The following is a 22,938-nucleotide window of genomic DNA, read 5'->3' on the forward strand; positions in this document are numbered from 1 at the left end:
CGCGCGCTGTGTGTCATGGCCGGTCTGGCCGTGCCAAGTCACTGAACGGGCTGCGCTGTGTCCATGACGCGGACAAGAGCCATGCGTTCGGCATAGAATACAGGTTGCGCGCCCCCCTGCTGTTTGGCGCGATACATGGCCATATCGGCCCGTGCGAGTAGTTGCGCCCAACCAAGGTTCTTTTCTGCCATGGCAACGCCGATTGCGGGGCGTATGATGTGGCTGTAGTTCCCAATGTGTATGGGCGGTGTCGTGTGCCGGATGATCCGGTTCGCCACATGCTCGGCTGCCTGACAGGGGGCGTCATCCAAGAGCAGGCACACAAATTCGTCGCCGCCGATCCGGGCGACATAGTCATTGCCGCGCACAGCCGCGCGCAAGCGTTCGGCGACAACTTGAAGCGCCATATCCCCGGCGTCATGGCCCATGTTATCGTTGAGCTTCTTGAACCCGTTGAGGTCCAGGTAAATCACGGCGGCGTGGCCTTCGGCCAATGCATCGGCGACCCGTGGCAACCGTAGAATATCGTCCAGCCCCGCGCGATTGACCAAACCTGTCAGCGTATCGGTACGCGCCAGTGACTTTTCGCGGAGCAATGCCGCCGTTTGCCGTGCCGACGCTCTGCCGACGACTGTCGTCGCAACCAACGTCAGCAAGGACAGAAGGCCAATGATTGGCAGGGCCGATGACAATAGCCGCCGACCCGGTCGCGGGGCATCCCAGCTGAGGTGGCCAATAGCCGTCCCCGCAGGGCCGTCAATCTCCAAAACAGCCTTCCCGTGTATGACGGAAGTATCCGCCGTTTGAAGCTGGACATTTGTGATCATGAGCAGCGCGCCAATCGCGCTCAGACGATCCGGGTTAAGCCACTTGCCGCCAACCATCATCGGCAGTTGCGTGGCCTGAAATCCTGTGGTGTCGGTGCTTTGGATGCGCCCAGCCGCCAGTACGGCGAGTTGCCCGCCAATCCGTGCATAATGCGATATCGTTGTGTAGGGTTCCATGGGCTGCGCCGATAACGTCAGCCGCAGTCGATCGGTCAGTGCGGTGTCAACGATGGAGGTGTCGGACGCTTCGCCATCCGTCTGGTACGCATAGATGGGCTGGCCATCGGACCCAAGGACATAGATAAAGTCGAAGGTTGCGCCGTCCGTGGCGCCGGTGCCGAAATTTGTGAAAAATGCGTCGTCATCGCGGGCGATGAGCAGATCAGAAGCAAGGTCCCAATAAGCGTAGTCTTGGGTGCTGATTGCCACACTCAGCAGTTCTGCCTGAACGGCGCTGTCCATCAGGCTGACCGCGTTTTCCGACGCAATGACATCAACCTTGCGCGCCATCCAGAATGTCATCGCCAGAATGACCAGGATTGCGGTCACGCCATTCCCGACAGAGGCCCAAAAAATGCGCCGTGGCAGGCGATGCACTTCGTCCTGATCGGGTGGTGATGATGTCATCTCGTTTTTCATGTGCACTGGATAGCCGCACTTCGTTAACGATTGTTTCGCAGCAAATGGTTTTTTGTGATAAGTTCAGGCGTGCCAGAACGCCGCGAAGTTGTCTTGTTGCCTTGACCTTCGCATGTGCTACGCATAATCCAGCTATGACGCAAACGCCGGGTTTTCGACCCGAGCCAGATCAGACGAGGGAGAGCCTGCATGGGCATCGCAACCGGTCTTAACGACGCGGGCGCCGACCGTGAAGTCGCCACACAAGACCTGAACCGAGAGTTGCAGGACAAGGGTTTCCTTGTCACGTCGACTGCGGACATCATCAACTGGGCGCGCACCGGCAGCCTGCACTGGATGACCTTTGGTCTGGCCTGTTGCGCTGTCGAGATGATGCACACCTCGATGCCGCGCTATGATCTCGAACGGTTCGGCACCGCACCGCGTGCCAGCCCGCGCCAATCCGACCTGATGATCGTGGCAGGCACGCTGACCAACAAGATGGCACCAGCATTGCGCAAGGTATACGACCAGATGCCCGAACCACGCTACGTGATCTCGATGGGGTCCTGCGCGAACGGCGGCGGCTATTACCATTACAGCTATTCCGTGGTGCGTGGCTGTGACCGCATTGTGCCCGTGGATATTTACGTCCCCGGCTGCCCGCCAACAGCCGAGGCGCTGCTTTATGGTATTTTGCAGCTGCAACGCAAAATGCGCCGGACAGGGACGATTGTACGATGACCGAAGCATTGCAAGAACTTGGCACCTACCTTGAGGCAAAGCGCGCGGATTGCATGCTGTCATGGGACATTGCCCATGACGAGCTGACAGTCACCGTGGCGCCATCATCAATCGTGGCCTTCGTGGATTTCCTGAAAACCGATCAAGCCTGTCAGTTTTCGTCGCTGGTGGATATCACGGCGGTAGATTATCCTAGCCGGTCCAAGCGCTTTGACGTGATTTACCATTTTCTGAGCATGTACCAGAATCATCGCATCCGCCTGCGCGTACAGATCCGCGAAGAGGACATGCTGCCGTCGATCCTGTCGGTTCACCCTTCGGCCAATTGGTTCGAGCGTGAAATCTTTGACATGTTCGGCATCCTGTTTTCGGGCCATCCTGACCTGCGCCGCATTCTGACCGATTACGGCTTCCGCGGGCATCCGCTGCGCAAGGATTTCCCGACGACCGGCTATACCGAAGTCCGCTATGACGAGGTGCAAAAGCGTGTGGTCTATGAACCCGTCAGCTTGGTGCAGGAATACCGCCAGTTCGATTTCATGTCACCATGGGAGGGCGCGCAATACATCCTGCCCGGTGACGAGAAAAAAGACGGGAAAGCTGGCTGAATGCCTGATCCGACGCTTCTTTACTGCGTTGGTGCGACCAAGGCGGGGACGTCTTGGCTGTACCGCTATTTGCATGACCATCCGGCGTGCAGGCTGCCTGCGGTGAAAGAGGCGCATTATTGGGATACTTTCACGCCCGATGCCCGCGACAAGCAGATGACCGCGTTTCGGTTGCGCCTGCGCGAGTTGTGCGCGCTCAAGGTTGAAGCCGGGGATGCAAATAGGGGTTGGCAGGTTGGCAATGTCGAACGGCGGATTGTGGACATGAAGGGGTTGATGGCGGCTCTGGACGGTGACCGCGCCGGCGATATGGCCTATGTGGCATGGTTGTTGCACGATGTGGGGGACGCCCATGTCGTCGCCGATATGACGCCAAATTATGCGACGCTGCCCGATGACATGCTTGCCCGGATGGTGCAGTTGTCGCCTGCGACAAAGTTTGTCTATCTGATCCGCGATCCGCTGGATCGGCTGTGGTCGCATATCCGTATGCAGGCCCGCCGTTTTCGGCAGGACCACGAAGAATATGAGAAGAAGGCGAACAACATTCTTTATCGGCTGCTGAACCGGGGCCAAGAGACGCATATCTTGGAGCGTGGCGACTATCCCGCGACCATCGCCAAGCTGCGGCGTGTAGTGCCCGATGGGCGGTTGCTGGTCCAATTTGCAGAGGATTTGTTTACACCTCAAGGTGTGGCATCGCTGTGCGCGTTTCTGGGGATTGCCCCGGTGGCACCTGCGGCGGAAAAACCCGTCCAGGCTGGGCCAAAGGTAGTTATGCTGGATAAACTGCGCCCCAAGGCGTTGAAGATGTTGGACGAACACTACGAATGGGTGGCCCGCAACGTGGGCCCGCTGCCGCAACGGTGGCACGATAATCAAGCGAGGGCGTAGGCCATGATGGACGGCGATATCCGGGTGAATACCTATGATGATGGGTCAACTGACGCCGCGACCGGCGAGCAGAAGATCCGCAACTTCAACATCAACTTCGGCCCGCAGCACCCTGCGGCGCACGGTGTGTTGCGTCTGGTGCTGGAACTGGATGGCGAAATCGTCGAGCGTTGCGATCCGCATATCGGGCTGCTGCACCGTGGCACCGAAAAGCTGATGGAAAGCCGGACGTACCTGCAGAACCTGCCGTATTTTGACCGGCTGGATTATGTGGCGCCGATGAATCAGGAACATGCGTGGTGTCTGGCCATCGAGAAGCTGACCGGGACCGAAGTTCCGCGTCGGGCGTCGCTGATCCGGGTGCTTTATTCCGAGATTGGCCGCGTGCTGAACCACCTGTTGAATGTCACGACGCAGGCGATGGACGTGGGCGCGCTGACGCCGCCGCTGTGGGGCTTTGAAGAGCGCGAAAAGCTGATGGTGTTCTACGAACGCGCCTGCGGTGCGCGTCTGCACGCCGCGTATTTCCGTCCCGGTGGTGTGCATCAGGACCTGCCGGACGCATTGATCGAAGATATCGACACATGGGCCGTGGAATTTCCGCGTGTGCTGGCCGATATTGATGGGTTGCTGACCGAAAACCGGATTTTCAAGCAGCGTAACGCCGATATTGGCGTCGTGACCGAAGAAGATATTCAGGAATGGGGTTTTTCGGGTGTCATGGTGCGCGGCTCTGGCCTTGCGTGGGATTTGCGCCGGGCGCAGCCTTATGAATGCTATGATGAGTTCGAATTTCAGATCCCCGTGGGCAAGAATGGCGATTGCTATGACCGCTACCTTTGCCGCATGGAAGAGATGCGCCAATCAACCCATATCATCCGTCAGGCCTGCGAAAAGCTGCGGCATGAAAAGGGTCCGGTGATGGCGCGCGGCAAGATGACGCCGCCGACGCGCGGTGAGATGAAAACCTCGATGGAGGCGCTTATTCACCACTTTAAGCTCTACACCGAAGGGTTCCACGTACCCGCAGGCGGAGTTTACGCCGCGGTCGAGGCACCCAAAGGCGAGTTTGGCGTGTACCTTGTGGCGGATGGCACCAACAAACCGTACCGCGCCAAGCTGCGCGCGCCGGGGTATCTGCATCTGCAGGCGATGGACTATATCTGCAAGGGTCACCAATTGGCGGACGTCAGTGCCATTATCGGGACGATGGACGTCGTATTCGGCGAGATCGACAGATGACCATCACAAACATCCTGATGGGATTTCTGATCACGGGCGGCTTTTTCGTGGCTGCGGCCGTATCGCGGCTGTTTCGCAACGCGTCGGCCGGGATCGTGGTTGGCGGCGTGGCGGGTATCGCCGTGTCGGTTCTGGTGCTGCGGTACGGGCTGGCGGATTTGTTTGCCCCCGACGCGCTGACACTGACGGAATAGGTGCGCAGATGATGACGATCACGATCAACTATTGGCTGCTTTTGCTTGGTGCTTTTGGGGGTGTCGGTGGCGCACTCGTGGCGCGGGGCAGCAACCGGCTGATCAAGGCCGCGATAGCCGGGGCTGCGGTTGTTTTTCTGGTGGACCTTGCGCGCGACCTCTTGTGACCCGGTCTGTCACGACGATGACAATAAAATAAATAGAGAGAGTGTGTAGATGATGCGTCCTTTGATCCTTCTCGCGTTTGTATCGGTTTCCGCCTGTGCGACGGGTGGGCCGATGTCCATCCCGTCCGCCCAGATGTCCGCAAAGGACCGCTTCGTGCTGGCCCTTGAAAATAACGGCTGCATTCTGAACCAAGCGAACACGGCCAAGGTTTTGGACGAAGCGACGGTCAGCGCCGATGAGGTCACACAGATCATCACGACGCTGTCCAACGAAGGCAAAGCCGAAATTGCTGATGGCGCGTCGATCCGCATTTTGACGGAACGGTGCAGCTGATGACGACTATTGGTTTGCCCGGGCTTCTGCTTGTGCTAGGGGCAGGCCTGAACCCTGGTGGGCTGATCCCCACTGCTTTGTTTGCGCTGACGACGGGCGCTGCCATGATGACCGGAATAAACTGATGCTACGCCGCCTTTATCACGACCAGCCAGAAACATTTGCCTTCACGTCCGACAACCAAAAGTGGGCCGATGCGCAGATCAAGAAATTTCCCGAGGGCCGTCAGGCTTCGGCGATTATCCCGCTTTTGTGGCGCGCCCAAGAGCAAGAGGGCTGGCTGACCCGCCCCGCGATTGAACATGTGGCCCAAATGCTGAACCTTGCGTTTATTCGCGCGCTTGAGGTGGCATCGTTTTATTTCATGTTCCAGCTCCAGCCCGTCGGCGCGGTCGCCCATATTCAGGTTTGCGGCACGCTGTCGTGCATGATCTGCGGAGCCGAGGATCTGATCGGCGTGTGTCGCGACAAAATTGCCGATAAGCCGCATATGCTGTCTGCCGATGGCAAGTTTTCGTGGGAGGAGGTCGAATGTCTCGGCTCTTGCGCGAATGCGCCGATGGCCCAGATTGGCAAAGACTATTACGAAGATCTGACCGCCGCGCGTCTGGCCGAGATTATTGACGAACTTGCTGCGGGGCAGGTGCCTGTACCGGGCCCGCAAAATGGCCGTTTCGCGGCGGAGCCGTTGAAAGGGTTGACCAGTCTCAAAGCCTATGAGAGCGGCAAGACGCAGTATAATGCCAGCGTGCAGTTGGCTGTCGATATCGGCGACACGGTCAAGCGGATCGACGGCACCGAAGTGCCGCTGCTGACGCCATGGATCGCCGGTGCCGCCAAAAAGCCAGCCACCAAGAAAGCCGCTGCGCCAACGGCGGTAGCCGTTGAAACCGTACCCATGGCCGAATCCAAGCCGCGGACAACGAAAGCCCCCCGCAAGGCCGGTGCCGATGACCTTAAGCTGATCAGTGGCGTCGGACCCAAGCTTGAGGGCGTGCTGAACGAATTGGGCTTCTGGCATTTCGATCAGATCGCCAAATGGACCGAGGCCGAGGTTGTCTGGGTCGATAGCCGTTTGAAATTCAAAGGCCGTATCATGCGCGATAACTGGATGGCACAGGCCGCCGCGCTGGCCAAAAACGAGGCTTGAGGCCACAAATCGGGCGTTTTACCCAGCGCATTCCACTTAAGCTGGCCGAAATGAACAAATTATTTACGATTTGGCATCATTTCGGGTACACCCATTCTCATGAAGCGGGATCGGGCGTTTATTTTGCCCTTCGCCGCGATGCTGCATGCGTTAGCGCGCCACCTAGGGGAGAATGTACATGATGAAGGATACTGCGCCAAAAGAACTGGGTGTCATTGTCGTTGCCGGCCTGTTTGGCGTCATTGCCGCTGGCGTCGCGATTGTTTTGTATCACTTTGGCTTTATCGGCGGGATATTCGTTGGCGCGATTGTGGCCGTGCTGGCCGCCGTGGTGCTGGCCCTTGGTTGGCGCGCGCCGCAGCCCGGACCGCATGGTGTGGCAAAACCTGCGCCAGCACCCGCAGCAACTGCATTGACAGAACCCGCAGCGACCGTTGTGACAGCACCGGCGCCGGCACCGGCATCTGCCCCGACGGGTGGCAAGCCTGTATTCCTGGATGCAGCCCGTGCCGGTGGGCCTGATGACCTCAAGCAGATCAAGGGCGTGGGGCCAAAGCTGGAAACGACGTTGCGCGACATGGGGATCTATCATTTCGATCAGATTGCCGGATGGGGTGCGGCGGAACAGCAGTGGATGGATGACAATCTCGTGGGCTTCAAGGGGCGCGCGACCCGTGATGGCTGGGTGGCGCAAGCAAAACTGCTTGCCGCTGGCGAGGCCACCGCATTTTCCGACAAAGTAAAGAAGGGTGGCGTTTATTAACGCCGTTGAACCATGGCCCAGACCCCACAGACCGCCCAATCAAAAGCAGGACAACGTACCGCGTTGATCATGGCCGGAACTGGTGTCATGTGGATCTGTGCAACATGGGCGGGGGCAAAATATGGCTGGTCGACACGCACCAGTGGGCTTTTTGACCTTGCAGCGCTGGCCGGTTTCGGCTTTGCGCTGTGGCAGACATTTAAACTCTGGCGAACGCGTCAGAACGACAAGGGCGGTAGCTGATGCTCAAAGACGAAAACCGGATTTTCACGAACCTTTACGGGATGCACGACCGCACGCTGGCGGGCGCGCAGGCGCGCGGCCATTGGGATGGTACTGCGGGTATCATCAAAAAGGGGCGTAACTGGATCATCAATGAGATGAAAGCATCCGGGTTGCGGGGCCGGGGCGGTGCGGGGTTCCCGACGGGCCTGAAATGGTCTTTCATGCCCAAGGAAAGCGACGGTCGCCCATCTTATCTGGTGGTGAATGCGGATGAATCCGAACCGGGCACCTGTAAAGACCGCGAAATCATGCGCCATGATCCGCATACGCTGATCGAAGGGTGCCTGATCGCGAGCTTCGCCATGAACGCGAACGCCTGCTATATCTACATTCGCGGCGAATATATCCGCGAAAAAGAAGCCCTGCAGGCGGCGATTGATGAATGCTATGCGGCTGGAATGGTTGGCAAAAACGCCTGCAAATCCGGCTGGGACTTTGACATCTATCTGACCCATGGTGCGGGCGCGTATATTTGTGGCGAAGAAACGGCGCTGCTGGAAAGCCTTGAAGGCAAAAAAGGCATGCCGCGCATGAAGCCGCCGTTCCCGGCGGGCGCGGGGCTTTACGGCTGTCCGACCACTGTGAACAACGTCGAATCGATTGCCGTTGTCCCCACGATCCTGCGCCGCGGTGGCGGTTGGTTCGCCGGCATGGGACGCCCGAACAATGCGGGCACCAAGCTGTTTGCGATTTCGGGCCATGTAAACAATCCCTGCGTGGTCGAAGAAGAGATGTCGATCAGCTTTGAGGAACTGATCGAAAAGCATTGTGGCGGTATTCGCGGCGGTTGGGATAACCTCAAGGCCGTGATCCCCGGCGGGTCGTCGGTGCCATGCGTGCGCGGCGAAAATATGCGCGACGCCGTGATGGATTTTGATGCGCTCAAGGAAAAGGGATCATCGCTTGGCACGGCGGCGGTGATCGTGATGGATCAGTCCACGGACATGATCAAAGCGATTTGGCGGCTCTCAAAGTTTTACAAACACGAAAGTTGCGGTCAATGCACCCCCTGTCGCGAAGGCACCGGCTGGATGATGCGCGTGATGGCGCGGCTGGTTAAAGGCGATGCCAGCGTCGACGAGATTGACATGTTACTTGACGTGACAAAGCAGGTCGAAGGGCACACGATTTGCGCGCTTGGCGATGCCGCTGCTTGGCCGATCCAAGGCCTGATCAAGAACTTCCGGGACGAAATAGAGGACCGGATCGCCCATAAACGTACAACAGCGGTGGCAGCAGAATGATGATACGCGGATTGATCTTTGGCGCGGTGGCCTTGGCCATGGCAGGATGTGCAACCGGCCCACAGGCCGCGCGCGAATTTTCGGACCCGGCGGTGCAAAAGCTGTTTACGCTGCCGACGCCGGTTTATTATGCCACGCTCAAGGTGGCCAACACGGTCGCGCAGAACTGCGCACGCTACACCTATGACGGTGCGCTGGACCTCCTGGTCAACGAAAAGCGCAACGAAGTCGGGCGCGGATCGCTGTCTGCCATGGGTCTGCGTGATGCGATCGAGGTGGAAACCGACGTGGCAGAGCGTAGCTTTATGGCCAAACATGGGGTCGAACTGACGGGCGCAGATTTGTGCGCCGCAGCGGATGCTGAATTACTCGAAGGCACGGCGATGAGCGCGGTTCTGGTGCCGGTTAACTAAGGCATGGCCATGGGCCGCAAAGCTGGCGTTGCCCATGGCATTTCGCAACATTCTTGATGGCGCACAAGCATCGGCGGGCATTTGTCACGGCGATGATTTGCGGCGTCCCGACGTGGTTCACCGTGCAGGCGGTGCGTGCGGATAACGCGCCGCTCTGGGCGTATGGCGCGGCGGCTGGACTGGGCGGTGTCGCCCCGTCGCGGAAGCGGCGCAGATAACCCGTTTTGTCCCAATACATTAACCCGAATCTTCGCTGCGGCACGGCGCAATTATTCTGTTATCATTGCGCTGATATTGAATATCCTTGCCGCAATCGCGATGTCTGTCAGCGAAAGGGCAGGCGTATCCGCTGCGCCCGATAGGAGATAACCATGACCAAGACACGCGCCCTTGTTGCGGCCCTGTCGCTTGCCGGCATCGCCCTTGCTGGCAGCCTTTCGGCGCAAACCGCGCTGAAGGATGTGCCTTACGTGCGCGATGGCCTGATTGATGTGGGCATGGCGATTGAGATATCGGACAAATGCAGCAGTATTCGCGCGCGGACGTTTAGGGGCATCGGGTTTCTGCAATCGCTCAAGAATCATGCCAGCGCATTAGGCTATTCCGATGCTGAAATTGAGGCATATGTCGATGACGGGGCCGAAAAACGCAGGCTCGAAGCGATTGCCCGCGAGAAGCTTGCAGCACTTGGTGCGGTCGCAAATGATGAGTCGTCATATTGCGCTGTGGGCCGCGCCCAGATCGCCCAAGGGACGCAGGTTGGCCGCCTGCTGCGATAAGCCGCTGCAACATGGCCGAAATTTGACAGGTTTTTTGTCAATCTGACTGGCATCGCGGTGCGTGTCGCGTTAGAACCCGGCGCAACGCTGCCTTCCTGCTGCAATGGGATAGGTGCGACCGGGAATATAAAGGCACGCCATGTCTGATCTGCGCAAAGTCATCATTGATGGAACTGAGGTCGAAGTTGACGGGGCCATGACCCTGATCCAGGCCTGTGAAGAGGCGGGGGTCGAAATCCCTCGGTTCTGCTATCACGAACGTCTGTCCATCGCAGGTAACTGCCGGATGTGTCTGGTCGAGGTCGTGGGCGGCCCACCCAAGCCCGCCGCGTCCTGTGCCATGCAGGTCAAGGATCTGCGCCCCGGTCCAGACGGTGCGCCGCCGGTTGTCAAAACCAACAGCCCGATGGTCAAGAAGGCCCGTGAGGGCGTGATGGAATTTTTGCTGATCAACCATCCGCTTGATTGCCCGATTTGCGACCAGGGCGGCGAATGTGATCTGCAGGATCAGGCGATGGCCTACGGCGTCGATTTCAGCCGTTTTCGCGAACCAAAGCGTGCAAGCGAAGATCTTGATCTGGGTCCGCTGGTCGAAACCCACATGACCCGCTGCATTTCATGTACCCGTTGCGTGCGTTTCACCACCGAGGTGGCTGGCATTCACCAGATGGGCCAGACGGGCCGTGGCGAAGATTCCGAGATTACGTCGTATCTGGGTGAAACCCTTAATAGCAACATGCAGGGCAATATCATTGACCTGTGCCCGGTTGGCGCGCTGGTGTCGAAACCCTATGCCTTTACCGCCCGTCCGTGGGAATTGACCAAGACCGAATCCATCGACGTGATGGATGCGCTTGGTTCAAATATCCGCGTTGATACCAAGGGCCGTGAAGTGATGCGGTTCTTGCCGCGCAATCATGACGGCGTGAACGAGGAATGGATTTCGGACAAAACACGCTTTGTCTGGGACGGCTTGCGCAAGCAGCGTCTTGATACGCCCTATATCCGCGAAAATGGCAAATTGCGCAAAGCCAGTTGGCCCGAGGCGCTGACCGCTGCGGCGGCCGCCATGAAGGGCAAAAAACTTGCCGGCCTTGTCGGTGATCTGGTCCCGGTCGAGGCGGCGTTCGCATTAAAGCAGCTGATCGAAGGGCAGGGCGGGCGCATCGAATGTCGGACCGATGGCGCGCAGCTGCCGATTGGCAACCGGTCTGCATATGTCGGGACTGCTGCGATCGAAGACATCGACACCGCCGAGACGATCATGTTGATCGGCACCAACCCACGCGTCGAAGCGCCCGTTTTGAACGCGCGCCTGCGCAAGGCGTGGTCGCGTGGTGCGAATGTGGGGCTGATCGGGCCAAAGGTCGATCTGACATTTGAATATGACCATGTCGGCACATCGCCTGACGTGATGACGGACCTTCTGGCGCGCGTTGACAGTGCCGTTGCGGACAAGCCGTCGCTGATCATCGTCGGTATGGGCGCATTGGCCCGCAAGGACGGCGATGCGGTGCTGGCAACCGCCATGGCGCTGGCTCAACGCACCAAGTCAAAGTTCATGATCCTGCACACGGCAGCCGGGCGCGTCGGTGCGATGGATGTGGGTGCTGTCACAGATGGCGGTCTGACCGCTGCACTGGACGGTGCCGACGTTGTTTATAACCTTGCTGCCGACGAGGGCGATGTGCCCGCGGGTGCATTCGTGATCTATCAGGGTAGCCACGGCGACCGTGGTGCGCATCGCGCGGATATCATCCTGCCCGGTGCGGCCTATACCGAAGAAAACGGCGTGTTCGTAAACACCGAAGGCCGCCCGCAATTGGCACTGCGGGCCAGCTTTCCACCGGGCGAGGCCAAGGAAAATTGGGCGATCCTGCGGGCCTTGTCTGCGGAACTGGACGCGACGCTGCCGTTTGACAGCATGGCGCAGTTGCGGCAGGCAGTGGTAGCGGCGCATCCGCATCTGGGCCAAATCGACGAGGTTGCCGAAAACGACTGGCAACCGATCAAGGTCAAAAAGCCGGGCAAAGCTGATTTCGTCAACATAATCACCGATTTCTACCTGACAAACCCTATCACGCGCGCCTCCAGCCTGATGGCCGAGTTGAGCGCGAACGCAAAAGCGCGGTCACAAACCGCGTTGGCGGCTGAATAGGTGCAGGGCATGACCAGGATAATTGCCACCCAAGGGCTGGCATGTGTGGCGCGGATTGGTTACGCGCTGCCTAACGCAAACGCCGTAACATCGGTGTGAGGGAATAAAGATGGTTGAATTCTTCACCAATACCAACCTTGGCATCGTCCTTGTGATCCTCGGGCAGTGTCTGCTGGTTCTGGTCCCGCTTCTGGTGGCGTTGGCATTCCTGATGTATGCCGACCGCAAGGTCTGGGCCGCTGTGCAGATGCGCAAGGGGCCGAATATGGTGGGGGCGTTTGGCCTGCTGCAATCCTTTGCCGACTTTCTGAAATACATCGTAAAAGAAATCATCGTCCCTGCGGGTGCTGATAAATTCGTGTTTTTCCTGGCCCCGATGATCGCTTTTGTATTGGCCGTGATTGCCTGGGCGGTGATCCCGTTCAATGACGGCTGGGTGCTGGCCGATATCAACGTCGCCATCCTGTATGTCTTTGCGATTTCATCGTTGGAAGTCTACGGCGTGATCATGGGTGGCTGGGCGTCAAACTCCAAATACCCATTCCTTGGTTCGCTCCGGTCCGCCGCCCAGATGATTTCCTACGAGGTGTCGATTGGCCTGATCATCGTTGGTGTCATCATCTCGACCGGGTCGCTGAACTTCGGTGATATCGTTGCCGCGCAAGACGGCAATGCGGGTCTGTTCAACTGGTATTGGGTCGCGCATTTCCCGATGTTGTTCTTGTTCTTTATCAGCGCCTTGGCGGAAACCAACCGTCCGCCGTTCGACCTGCCCGAGGCGGAATCGGAACTTGTTGCGGGCTATCAGGTTGAATATTCATCGACCCCGTTTCTGCTTTTTATGATCGGTGAATTGATGGCGGTGGTGCTGATGTGCGCGCTGACCACGCTCTTGTTCTTTGGCGGCTGGCTGTCACCCGTGCCGTTCCTGCCCGACGGCATTTTCTGGATGATCCTCAAGATGTCGGCCGTTTTCTTCATGTTCGCGATGGTCAAGGCCATCACCCCGCGTTACCGCTACGACCAACTGATGCGGATTGGCTGGAAAGTGTTCCTGCCGATGTCTTTGGCTTGGGTCGTTCTGGTGTCGTTTCTGGCAAAATTCGAAGTTCTGGGGGGCTTTTGGGCCCGCTGGACTATGGGAGGCTGATAATGACCCAAATGGATTACACGCGCGCGGTGAAGTATTTCCTGCTTCAGGATTTCTGGCAGGGCTTCAAGCTGGGGATGAAGTATTTCTTTGCCCCCAAGGCAACGCTGAACTACCCGCATGAAAAGGGGCCACTTAGCCCTCGTTTCCGGGGTGAACACGCACTGCGCCGTTATCCCAATGGGGAAGAACGGTGCATCGCCTGCAAACTGTGCGAGGCGGTTTGCCCTGCGCAGGCGATTACGATTGACGCCGAGCCGCGCGATGATGGCAGTCGGCGCACCACCCGCTATGACATCGACATGACCAAATGCATCTACTGCGGTTTCTGCCAAGAGGCCTGTCCGGTCGATGCTATCGTCGAAGGCCCGAATTTCGAATTCAGTACCGAAACCCGCGAAGAACTGTACTACGACAAGACCAAGCTGCTCGAAAACGGTGACCGCTGGGAAGCTGAGATTGCACGCAACCTTGAACTGGATGCACCTTACAGATGACCGATCAGAACCCCTTTGACGCGATGATGAAGATGGGCCAGGACTGGGCCAAGTCGATGAACATCGACATGAATGCCTTTACGCCCAAAGGGTTCGAAGCGATGTGGCCCACCATGTCCAAGGAAACCATGGAGATGTTCTTTGGCAATGGCATCAATCCCGCCGGGCTGGACGCGAAAACGCGGCTCCTGCTGACGCTGGCCGGGTTGACCGTGCTGGGTGCGCAGGCCGAGGCGCAGATCCGGCTGACCGTGCGGCATCTGGTCGAAGCTGGCGCGACGAAGCAGGAAATCGCCGAAGCCATAGCCCAGATGGGCCTGTTCGCCGGATTGCCCGCCATGACCAAAGCCATGGAATTGGCTAACGAAGTGTTGGAAAAGGACGAAAAAGAATGACCGTTTTCGCGTTCACATTCTACCTTTTTGCGATTACCACCGTGGTCGGCGGGTTGTTCACAGTCGTCAGCCGGAACCCGGTGCATTCAGTCCTGTGGCTGATCCTCGCGTTTTTGTCGTCGGCTGGGTTGTTCGTGACGTTGGGCGCAGAGTTCGTCGCGATGCTGCTGATCATTGTCTACGTGGGCGCAGTCGCGGTGCTGTTTTTGTTCGTCGTGATGATGCTGGACGTCGATTTCGCCGAGCTGAAGGCGGAAATGACGAAATACATGCCGCTGGCCCTGCTGATCGGTGTCGTGATCATCATGCAGCTTGCCCTGGCCTTGGGCGTCTGGGGCTTTTCCGACGGCTACGAGGCCCGGATCGCCGCCCCGGCGGGCGATGTCAGCAATACGGCGGCTCTTGGGCTGTTGATCTATGATAAATACATCATGCTGTTCCAACTGGCCGGTCTGATCCTGCTTGTGGCGATGATCGGGGCGATTGTGCTGACCCTGCGCCACCGGGTGGACATCAAGCGCCAGAATGTGCTGGCCCAGATGTACCGCGATCCTGCAAAAGCGATGGAATTGCGGGACGTGAAGCCGGGGCAGGGGTTGTGATGCAAAATACTTCTCGAAAAATTTTGGGGACCAAAGAAATTTCTGGAAATTTCTTCGCCTCGCTGAAGACTGAGGGAACGGCCCAATGATCGGACTTGAACATTATCTCGCGGTGGCTGCCGCGCTGTTTGTCATTGGCATCTTTGGCCTGTTCCTGAACCGCAAGAACGTGATCATCCTGTTGATGAGCATCGAACTGATGCTGCTGGCGGTGAACATCAATCTTGTCGCCTTTTCCAGCTATCTGGGCGATCTGGTCGGGCAGGTGTTCACGCTGTTCGTGCTGACCGTCGCTGCCGCCGAGGCTGCGATTGGGCTGGCCATTCTTGTTTGTTTCTTCCGCAACCGCGGGACCATCGACGTTGAAGACGTCAACGTGATGAAGGGCTGATCACAATGGAAACCATCATCCTGTTTGCCCCGCTTGTGGGCGCGATCCTTTGCGGATTTGGCTGGAAGCTGATTGGTGAAAAAGCGGCCCAGTGGACGGCCACCGGCCTGCTGTTTCTGGCGGCCATCCTGTCATGGATCGTATTTTTGTCGTTCGATGGCGTGACCGAGAATATCCAGATCATGCGCTGGATCGAAAGCGGCACGCTTTCCACGGATTGGGCAATCCGGATGGATCGGCTGACGGCGATCATGTTGATCGTGATCACAACGGTTTCGGCGCTCGTTCACCTTTATTCGTTTGGCTACATGGCCCATGACGACAATTTCAAAGAAACCGAGTCCTACCGCCCGCGCTTCTTTGCCTACCTGTCGTTCTTTACCTTCACGATGCTGATGCTGGTCACATCCGACAACCTTGTGCAGATGTTCTTTGGCTGGGAAGGCGTCGGCGTCGCGTCATACCTGTTGATTGGTTTCTATTACCGCAAGCCAAGCGCGAATGCCGCCGCGATCAAGGCGTTCGTGGTCAACCGCGTGGGTGACTTTGGCTTCGCTCTGGGCATCTTTGGCATTTACATGATGACCGACAGCATCCGCTTTGATGATATCTTTGCCGCGGCGCCCGGTCTTGCGGAACAGTCGATCACCTTCCTGTGGACCGATTGGAATGCGGCGAACCTTTTGGCCTTCCTGTTGTTCGTTGGTGCCATGGGTAAATCCGCACAGTTGCTCTTGCACACGTGGTTGCCGGACGCGATGGAAGGCCCGACGCCGGTGTCGGCCCTGATCCACGCCGCGACCATGGTCACCGCCGGTGTCTTCCTTGTCTGCCGCATGTCACCCCTGATGGAATATGCACCCGAGACAAAGATGTTCATCGTCTTCCTTGGCGCCTCGACCGCGTTTTTCGCCGCGACCGTGGGTCTGGTGCAGACCGACATCAAGCGCGTGATTGCCTATTCGACCTGTTCGCAGCTTGGCTATATGTTCGTTGCGGCCGGTCTGGGCGTCTATTCGGTTGCGATGTTCCACCTGCTGACGCATGCCTTCTTTAAGGCGATGTTGTTTCTTGGGGCCGGTTCGGTGATCCACGCGATGCATCACGAACAGGACATGCGCAACTATGGTGGTCTGCGCCACAAGATCCCCAAGACGTTCATGATGATGATGATCGGCACGCTGGCGATTACGGGTGTGGGGATTCCGTTCCTTTATATCGGCTTTCCTGTTGGCTTTGCCGGGTTTGTATCCAAGGACGCCATCATCGAGAGCGCCTATGCAGGCACCGCCGGTGGCTATGCGTTCTGGATGCTGCTAATTGCGGCCTTCATGACCAGTTTTTATAGCTGGCGCCTGATGTTCATGACGTTCTATGGCACCGCCCGGGGCGACGCGCATACCCATGACCACGCGCATGAAAGCCCGCTGTCCATGATGGTGCCGCTCTATGTGCTGGCCGTTGGCGCGGTCTTTAGCGGAATGTTGGGCTACGGCGTGTTTTTTGGTCACACCGACAAAGTCGGTAAGTTCTTTGGCGTGCCCTACGCCGAAGCCGGTGAACCTAGCGCTGCCGCTGACCACGAAGCAACAACGACACATGGTGCAGAAGCCGCCGCACCCGCCGCCGAAGATAAGCATGCTTCTGCGCAGGCCGAGCATCATTATGTGCTGACCGGCGCACCCGGCGTGGGCGCAATTCACGCAGGGCCCGGCAATACCGTTCTGAACGATGCCCACGAGGTGCACTGGCTGGTCAAGCTCTCACCATTTCTGGCCATGCTCTCGGGGCTTGGACTGGCCTATCAAATGTATATCCGCCGCCCTGATCTGCCAGCCAAATTGGCCGCGCAGCAGGCACCGCTTTACAACTTCCTGCTCAACAAATGGTATTTTGACGAACTGTATAACGTCATCTTTGTCCGCCCGGCGTTTGCGATTGGCCGGTTCTTGTGGAAGCAGGGCGATACCAAGACCATTGATGGCGGGATTGACGGGCTGACCATGGGTATTATTCCATTCTTTACACGGCTCGCGGGTCGGGCGCAGTCGGGCTACCTGTTCACCTATGCCTTTGCGATGGTGCTGGGAATTACGGTGCTGCTGACCTGGGTGTCTTTGACCGGGGGGGCAAACTGATGGGCAATATCCTTTCGCTGACTACGTTCATCCCGCTGTTGGGCGCAGTCATTCTTGCGCTGTTCTTGCGGGGCGATGATGCCGCCGCACAGCGCAACGCCAAATGGGTCGCGCTGGTCACGACGCTGGTGACCTTCCTGACATCGCTGTTTATCCTAGCGAACTTTGACGCCGCCAACACCGGGTTCCAAATGGTCGAAACCCGGCCATGGCTGCTTGGTTTGCAGTATAAAATGGGCGTCGATGGGATTTCGGTGCTGTTTGTGATGCTGACCACCTTCCTGATGCCATTGGTGATCGGGTCGTGCTGGGACGTCAAAGTGCGCGTCAAGGAATACATGATCGCGTTCTTGATCCTCGAGACCCTGATGCTGGGCGTGTTCATGGCGCTTGATCTAGTGCTGTTCTACCTGTTCTTCGAAGCGGGTCTGATACCGATGTTCCTGATCATCGGTATCTGGGGCGGCAAGAACCGGATTTATGCATCGTTCAAGTTCTTTCTATATACCTTCCTTGGCTCTGTGCTGATGCTGGTCGCGATGGTTGCGATGTTTGCGGATGCTGGCACGACCGATATTCCGACGCTGATGACCCACACCTTTGCGACCGAACCGTTCAGCGTGCTGGGCATTCACATCGCGGGTGGCATGCAAACCCTGCTTTGGCTGGCTTTCTTTGCCAGCTTTGCGGTGAAAATGCCGATGTGGCCGGTCCATACTTGGCTGCCCGATGCGCATGTTCAGGCCCCGACCGGCGGGTCTGTGGTGCTGGCCGCGATCCTGCTCAAGATGGGCGGCTATGGTTTTTTGCGGTTCAGCCTGCCGATGTTCCCTGTCGGGTCCGACGTGATGGGGCCGCTGGTGCTGTGGCTGTCGGCCATTGCCATCGTCTATACGTCGCTGGTGGCTCTGGTTCAGGAAGATATGAAAAAGCTGATTGCCTATAGTTCCGTGGCCCATATGGGTTTCGTGACCATGGGGATATTTGCGGTCAACCAGCAGGGCATTGATGGCGCGATCTTTCAGATGATCAGCCACGGCTTTATCTCGGGTGCGCTGTTTTTGTGTGTCGGCGTGATCTATGACCGGATGCACACCCGCGAAATCGCGGCCTATGGTGGTCTGGTCAATCGGATGCCCGCCTATGCGATGATCTTTATGTTCTTCACGATGGCCAACGTCGGCCTGCCGGGCACATCGGGGTTTGTCGGAGAATTCCTGACGCTGATCGGGATTTTCCAAGTGAATACATGGGTCGCTGCTGTGGCGACGTCTGGGGTGATCTTGTCGGCGGCATATGCGCTGTGGCTGTACCGCCGCGTCGTCATGGGCGACCTGATCAAGGAAAGCCTGAGAAGCATCACCGACATGACGCGCCGCGAGCGGGCGATTTTTGTCCCGCTGGTTGCGATGACACTGTTGCTGGGGGTCTACCCCGCACTGGTTCTCGACCTGATCGGCCCAAGCGTGACGGCGCTGGTCGGAAACTACGACACTGCTTTGGCAAGCTTTGCAGCCGCCAGCCAGTTCGCTGCGCATTAAGGAACGGACGACATGGTCTCGGCTGATATTCAAATCGTGATGCCTGAAATCCTGCTGGCGGTTTACGCCATGCTGGCCCTGCTTGGCGCGGTCTACACAACCAAGGATGCAATGGCGCCCTTGCTGACATGGTTAACGGCGGGAGTGTTTGTCCTGCTCGCTGTGTGGATTGGGATGACGGGGCAGGGGACGCACGCGGCCTTTGACGGGATGTTCGTCGACGACGGCTTTGCACGGTTTTCCAAAGTCACGATCCTGCTGTCCGCCGCCGCTGTCCTGCTGATGAGCGAAGGTTATATGCAGCGCCGGGGCCTGTTGCGGTTCGAATATCCGGTCTTGGTTGCCTTGGCCGTGGTCGGGATGATGGTCATGGTGTCCGCCGGCGACCTGATGGCGCTGTACATGGGGCTGGAGCTGCAGTCGCTGGCGCTTTATGTTGTTGCGTCACTGCGCCGCGACAGTATCAAATCCACCGAAGCCGGCCTGAAGTATTTCGTGCTGGGTGCGCTGTCGTCGGGCTTGCTGCTTTATGGGGCGTCGCTGACCTATGGTTTTGCGGGCACCACGCTGTTCAGCGGCATCATCGAAGCCACCGAAAACGAGCCGTCATTGGGTCTGCTGTTCGGTCTGGTTTTCCTGATCTCTGGTTTTGCATTCAAGGTGTCGGCCGCGCCGTTCCACATGTGGACACCGGACGTCTACGAAGGTTCGCCCACACCCGTTACTGCCTTTTTCGCGACGGCACCCAAAGTCGCGGCCATGGCGCTGTTTGCGCGCGTTGTGCATGACGCATTCGGCGGGATCGTCGGCGAGTGGCAGCAGATCGTCGCCTTCCTGTCGGTCGTCTCGATGTTTCTTGGTGCGATTGCCGCGATCGGTCAAAAAGACATCAAACGTCTGATGGCCTACTCTTCGATTGCGCACATGGGCTTTGCGCTGATGGGGCTGGCGGCGGGCACGGCATTTGGCGTGCAGGCGATGCTGATCTATATGGCGATCTATGTGACGATGAACGTCGGGACGTTCGCGTTCATTCTGGGCATGGAACGTGATGGCCGCCCGGTGACCAATATCGAAAGCCTGCGGATGTATTCCAAACGTCAGCCGCTGCGCGCACTGGCCATGCTGGTGCTGCTGTTCAGCCTTGCAGGCGTGCCGCCGATGGTGGGCTTCTTTGGCAAGTTCTACGTGCTGCGCGCGGCATATGACGGTGGCCTTGGCTGGTTGGCCGTGGCTGGCGTGATCGCATCGGTGATTGGCGCGTTCTACTACCTGCGCCTTGTCTACTACATGTACTTTGGCGAAGAAGTCGACGCGCTTGATGGCAAGATGGCACCGGTGCTCTGGGCTTTCTTGATGGGCTCCGCCTTGATCATGGTCGTGGGTGTTGTGAATCTGTTTGGCATTGAACCACTGGCCGCCGCTGCGGCTGCAACGCTTGTCAACTAGGGACACAGGCCACGGGCATTGGCCCGAAGGGTACGCGCGCGTCGTTCTTGACAGCGTGGATAGCACAATGGCCGAGGCGGTGCGCCGTGCGCCGCTTTTGGAACGGCCGACGTGGATCATGGCCAGAACGCAGACAGCCGCGCGTGGCCGCCGGGGCCGGTCGTGGGTCACCCCGCAGGGCAATCTGAACGCCACATTGATCTTCAAGCCAAGCGCAACACCCGCCGAGGCCGCACGCCGGTCATTTCTGGCAGCCAATGCGCTCTTTGCCGCTTTGGCGATCTATGTCCCCTCTGAAAAGCTGGCGTTGAAGTGGCCCAATGACGTGTTGCTGGCGGGCGGCAAAGTCGCTGGTATCTTGTTGGAATGTAGCGGACAGGGGCCATTCGTCGACTACCTGTCGATCGGCGTCGGGGTCAACCTGACCCATACCCCGCAGGGCGTCACCGACGCCAGCTTTGCCCCAACCAGTCTGCGGGCGGCAGGCGGTTGGGATGTCACGCCCTTGGATTTCCTTGCGACGCTCGCCGATGCCTACGCCACCCAAGAGGACAAGCTGGCGCATTTCGGCTTTCAACGCATCCGTCAGGACTGGCTTGGCAATGCCGCCCGACTGGGCGAGGTGATCACCGCCCGCACTGGGCGTGAAGACGTGACCGGCCTCTTTGACACCATCGACGAGGATGGCAATCTTGTCTTGATTACGGGCACCGGACCGCGCGCTATTTCTGCCGCGGATGTGTTTTTCTGAAAAGGGGGGGCGGCACATGCTTTTGGCAATTGACTGCGGCAATACCAATACCGTGTTTTCGATCTGGGATGGCAAGACGTTTATTGCCACATGGCGGACGTCAACCGAATGGCAGCGGACGGCCGACCAATATTACGTCTGGCTATCGACATTGATGCGGTTCCAGAATGTCGATGTCACTATCGATGAGGTGATCGTCAGTTCGACCGTGCCGCGCGTCGTGTTCAATCTGCGGGTCCTAGCGGACCGCTATTTCAACTGTCGGCCTTGGGTGGTGGGCAAGCCCGATTGCCTGCTGCCCCATGATCCGCGCGTGGACGCAGGCACACAGGTCGGCCCGGATCGGCTGGTCAATACCGCAGGGGCGTTTGACCGACACGGCGGCGACCTGATCGTGGTTGATTTCGGCACGGCGACCACATTTGATGTTGTGGACACCGATGGCGCCTATGTCGGCGGCGTGATCGCTCCGGGCGTCAACCTGAGCCTCGAAGCCTTGCACAATGCCGCCGCCGCCCTGCCGCATGTGGATATCACCAAACCGCAGCGCGTTGTGGGGACCAATACCGTGGCCTGCATGCAGTCCGGCGTCTTCTGGGGCTACATTGGCCTTGTCCGCGAGATATGTGCGCGGATCAAAGCAGAACGCGGCGTTGAGATGCAAGTGATTGCGACCGGGGGGCTGGCCCCTCTGTTCCAGCAGGCCGAGCATCTTTTTGACTTCTTCGAAGAGGATTTGACGATGCACGGCCTGACCGTCATTCACCAATATAATAAAGTTCCGCAATAGATGAAATCGGAAGGGCGACCGCTTCCGCTGGCGTAAAATTCGATCGAAGTCGCGTTGGGGCGCAACTGTCCCCCACCTTTCGAAATGATCACGATTGTCGGACCGCGTGACTGTCAGCGGTTCGGACAACGCGCTGGTGCAGAGCGTGAAATTTGGATAATGGCGGCTCATGATCGCGCAATTCTGGGACCTTTTGTTTTTGGCGATGACGGCGGGCACCAGTTTGATTTGTGTCGCCGTGATTGCGCGCGGCAGCGTTTCGGAATCCTGCTGGCCGTCACATGCCATCGCCCTCATGGCCTTTTTTCTGATCATGTTTGCAGAAACCGTGGATGGGTTAAACGGACTTGCGCCACAAACAATCTAGAACCCGCAGATGGTTGGTTTCACGCTGCCTTTGGTTCCGGCGCTTGGGGCGTGCATGTTGTTTTACATTCGCGGCCTGACATCGACGGCCCTCGAATTCATCCGCAGCGATCTATGGCATCTGGTGCCCGTTGCTGGCCTTGTTGTTTGCACGATTCCATTTCTTTGGTTGCCAAGTGACCAGCGGCAATTATTCGCGGCCCAAGGGATTGATATGTAAAACCTTGGTCAAGTGAGGGCGGTCATCTTTGTTCTGTTGGGCTGGATCGGCTGGCTGGCCATCTTGGTCCTTTATGGTGCCGCGTCGCTGCGGTGCTTGCTGATCCACCGCAGCCAAATACGCGCCTTGTTTTCCAATGTGGACGGTGTTCCGACGCCTTTCCCCCTGTGTCAGGCTCTGTTGCACAAATTCTGTGAGGGATTCATCTAGTGAATCCAGTGTGGTAGC

General features: G+C 58.1%; 29 protein-coding genes. 27 read left to right on the forward strand and 2 right to left on the reverse strand.

Translation table 11 applies throughout. From position 1 onward, the window contains the following. Positions 1–38 precede the first annotated feature (38 nt). Positions 39–1,454 (reverse strand): diguanylate cyclase, encoded by a 1,416-nt coding sequence (locus QZ196_RS06375; RefSeq protein WP_296424925.1) that lies wholly within the window; start codon positions 1,452–1,454, stop codon positions 39–41. 201 nt (positions 1,455–1,655) lie between these two features. Here QZ196_RS06375 and QZ196_RS06380 point away from each other — a divergent pair, with 201 nt between their 5' ends. The 27 genes from QZ196_RS06380 to QZ196_RS06510 all read left to right on the forward strand — a co-directional run bounded on the left by QZ196_RS06380 (position 1,656) and on the right by QZ196_RS06510 (position 22,710). Continuing rightward, complete coding sequence (locus QZ196_RS06380; RefSeq protein ID WP_296424926.1) at positions 1,656–2,189, forward strand: NADH-quinone oxidoreductase subunit B; 534 nt, start codon at positions 1,656–1,658, stop codon at positions 2,187–2,189. Continuing rightward, the gene (locus QZ196_RS06385; RefSeq protein WP_296424927.1) at positions 2,186–2,797 is read left to right on the forward strand and encodes an NADH-quinone oxidoreductase subunit C; all 612 of its coding nucleotides are present in this window, start codon (positions 2,186–2,188) and stop codon (positions 2,795–2,797) included. Before QZ196_RS06380 ends, QZ196_RS06385 begins: the two co-directional genes overlap by 4 nt. Beyond that, positions 2,798–3,691, forward strand: a complete 894-nt coding sequence (locus tag QZ196_RS06390; RefSeq protein ID WP_296424928.1) for a sulfotransferase — start codon at positions 2,798–2,800, stop codon at positions 3,689–3,691. It begins immediately after the preceding gene. 3 nt (positions 3,692–3,694) lie between these two features. Continuing rightward, the gene (locus tag QZ196_RS06395) at positions 3,695–4,933 is read left to right on the forward strand and encodes an NADH-quinone oxidoreductase subunit D (RefSeq protein WP_296424929.1); all 1,239 of its coding nucleotides are present in this window, start codon (positions 3,695–3,697) and stop codon (positions 4,931–4,933) included. Further along, the gene (locus QZ196_RS06400) at positions 4,930–5,127 is read left to right on the forward strand and encodes a hypothetical protein (RefSeq protein ID WP_296424930.1); all 198 of its coding nucleotides are present in this window, start codon (positions 4,930–4,932) and stop codon (positions 5,125–5,127) included. The genes QZ196_RS06395 and QZ196_RS06400 overlap by 4 nt, the downstream gene beginning before the upstream one ends. Before the next feature lie 8 nt (positions 5,128–5,135). After that, positions 5,136–5,294 carry a hypothetical protein gene (locus QZ196_RS06405; RefSeq protein WP_296424931.1) on the forward strand — a complete coding sequence of 53 codons (159 nt, stop codon included), beginning with the start codon at positions 5,136–5,138 and terminating at the stop codon, positions 5,292–5,294. A 49-nt stretch (positions 5,295–5,343) separates the two neighbouring features. Further along, positions 5,344–5,628, forward strand: coding sequence for a hypothetical protein (locus tag QZ196_RS06410; RefSeq protein WP_296424932.1), 285 nt, complete (start codon positions 5,344–5,346; stop codon positions 5,626–5,628). Between the two features lie 124 nt (positions 5,629–5,752). Then, complete coding sequence (gene nuoE / locus QZ196_RS06415; RefSeq protein WP_296424933.1) at positions 5,753–6,778, forward strand: NADH-quinone oxidoreductase subunit NuoE; 1,026 nt, start codon at positions 5,753–5,755, stop codon at positions 6,776–6,778. Positions 6,779–6,956: 178 nt separating this feature from the next. Continuing rightward, entirely contained in the window at positions 6,957–7,541 is a 585-nt protein-coding gene (locus QZ196_RS06420) for an NADH:ubiquinone oxidoreductase (protein ID WP_296424934.1), read from the forward strand. A gap of 12 nt (positions 7,542–7,553) precedes the next feature. Next, positions 7,554–7,784 carry a DUF5337 domain-containing protein gene (locus QZ196_RS06425; protein ID WP_296424935.1) on the forward strand — a complete coding sequence of 77 codons (231 nt, stop codon included), beginning with the start codon at positions 7,554–7,556 and terminating at the stop codon, positions 7,782–7,784. After that, entirely contained in the window at positions 7,784–9,070 is a 1,287-nt protein-coding gene (gene nuoF / locus QZ196_RS06430; protein WP_296424936.1) for an NADH-quinone oxidoreductase subunit NuoF, read from the forward strand. The genes QZ196_RS06425 and nuoF overlap by 1 nt, the downstream gene beginning before the upstream one ends. Beyond that, positions 9,067–9,483 (forward strand): hypothetical protein, encoded by a 417-nt coding sequence (locus QZ196_RS06435; protein WP_296424937.1) that lies wholly within the window; start codon positions 9,067–9,069, stop codon positions 9,481–9,483. The genes nuoF and QZ196_RS06435 overlap by 4 nt, the downstream gene beginning before the upstream one ends. Before the next feature lie 56 nt (positions 9,484–9,539). Next, a complete protein-coding gene (locus QZ196_RS06440; protein ID WP_296424938.1) occupies positions 9,540–9,701 on the forward strand; it encodes a hypothetical protein in 162 nt (53 codons plus the stop codon). A gap of 153 nt (positions 9,702–9,854) precedes the next feature. Next, the gene (locus QZ196_RS06445; RefSeq protein ID WP_296424939.1) at positions 9,855–10,262 is read left to right on the forward strand and encodes a DUF5333 domain-containing protein; all 408 of its coding nucleotides are present in this window, start codon (positions 9,855–9,857) and stop codon (positions 10,260–10,262) included. 139 nt (positions 10,263–10,401) lie between these two features. Further along, positions 10,402–12,420: an NADH-quinone oxidoreductase subunit NuoG gene (gene nuoG / locus QZ196_RS06450; RefSeq protein ID WP_296424940.1), complete on the forward strand. Its 2,019-nt coding sequence runs from the start codon at positions 10,402–10,404 to the stop codon at positions 12,418–12,420. 109 nt (positions 12,421–12,529) lie between these two features. Further along, a complete protein-coding gene (gene nuoH, locus QZ196_RS06455) occupies positions 12,530–13,570 on the forward strand; it encodes an NADH-quinone oxidoreductase subunit NuoH (RefSeq protein ID WP_296424941.1) in 1,041 nt (346 codons plus the stop codon). Between the two features lie 2 nt (positions 13,571–13,572). Further along, complete coding sequence (gene nuoI / locus QZ196_RS06460; protein ID WP_296424942.1) at positions 13,573–14,067, forward strand: NADH-quinone oxidoreductase subunit NuoI; 495 nt, start codon at positions 13,573–13,575, stop codon at positions 14,065–14,067. Then, positions 14,064–14,462: a carboxymuconolactone decarboxylase family protein gene (locus QZ196_RS06465; RefSeq protein ID WP_296424943.1), complete on the forward strand. Its 399-nt coding sequence runs from the start codon at positions 14,064–14,066 to the stop codon at positions 14,460–14,462. The genes nuoI and QZ196_RS06465 overlap by 4 nt, the downstream gene beginning before the upstream one ends. Continuing rightward, positions 14,459–15,064 (forward strand): NADH-quinone oxidoreductase subunit J, encoded by a 606-nt coding sequence (locus QZ196_RS06470; protein ID WP_296424944.1) that lies wholly within the window; start codon positions 14,459–14,461, stop codon positions 15,062–15,064. The genes QZ196_RS06465 and QZ196_RS06470 overlap by 4 nt, the downstream gene beginning before the upstream one ends. An 85-nt stretch (positions 15,065–15,149) precedes the next feature. Beyond that, positions 15,150–15,455, forward strand: coding sequence for an NADH-quinone oxidoreductase subunit NuoK (gene nuoK, locus QZ196_RS06475; RefSeq protein WP_183528144.1), 306 nt, complete (start codon positions 15,150–15,152; stop codon positions 15,453–15,455). Between the two features lie 5 nt (positions 15,456–15,460). Then, positions 15,461–17,593, forward strand: coding sequence for an NADH-quinone oxidoreductase subunit L (gene nuoL / locus QZ196_RS06480; protein ID WP_296424945.1), 2,133 nt, complete (start codon positions 15,461–15,463; stop codon positions 17,591–17,593). Then, complete coding sequence (locus QZ196_RS06485) at positions 17,593–19,134, forward strand: NADH-quinone oxidoreductase subunit M (RefSeq protein WP_296424946.1); 1,542 nt, start codon at positions 17,593–17,595, stop codon at positions 19,132–19,134. The genes nuoL and QZ196_RS06485 overlap by 1 nt, the downstream gene beginning before the upstream one ends. A 12-nt stretch (positions 19,135–19,146) precedes the next feature. Continuing rightward, on the forward strand, positions 19,147–20,583 hold the full coding sequence (gene nuoN / locus QZ196_RS06490; protein WP_296424947.1) for an NADH-quinone oxidoreductase subunit NuoN: 1,437 nt from the start codon (positions 19,147–19,149) through the stop codon (positions 20,581–20,583). Further along, on the forward strand, positions 20,573–21,334 hold the full coding sequence (locus QZ196_RS06495; RefSeq protein ID WP_296424948.1) for a biotin--[acetyl-CoA-carboxylase] ligase: 762 nt from the start codon (positions 20,573–20,575) through the stop codon (positions 21,332–21,334). The genes nuoN and QZ196_RS06495 overlap by 11 nt, the downstream gene beginning before the upstream one ends. A 16-nt stretch (positions 21,335–21,350) precedes the next feature. Further along, entirely contained in the window at positions 21,351–22,124 is a 774-nt protein-coding gene (locus QZ196_RS06500; protein ID WP_296424949.1) for a type III pantothenate kinase, read from the forward strand. A gap of 169 nt (positions 22,125–22,293) precedes the next feature. After that, positions 22,294–22,491, forward strand: coding sequence for a hypothetical protein (locus QZ196_RS06505; RefSeq protein ID WP_296424950.1), 198 nt, complete (start codon positions 22,294–22,296; stop codon positions 22,489–22,491). A gap of 9 nt (positions 22,492–22,500) precedes the next feature. Beyond that, positions 22,501–22,710, forward strand: coding sequence for a hypothetical protein (locus QZ196_RS06510; protein ID WP_296424951.1), 210 nt, complete (start codon positions 22,501–22,503; stop codon positions 22,708–22,710). On the opposite strand, the gene QZ196_RS06515 is transcribed toward QZ196_RS06510, so the two are convergent. After that, positions 22,681–22,938: hypothetical protein (locus QZ196_RS06515; RefSeq protein ID WP_296424952.1), on the reverse strand; the 258-nt coding region annotated here is incomplete at its 5' end. The two genes, QZ196_RS06510 and QZ196_RS06515, sit on opposite strands and share 30 nt — an antisense overlap.

Source organism: Yoonia sp., from assembly GCF_017854565.1.
In the GTDB taxonomy this organism is placed as follows: Bacteria; Pseudomonadota; Alphaproteobacteria; order Rhodobacterales; family Rhodobacteraceae; genus Yoonia.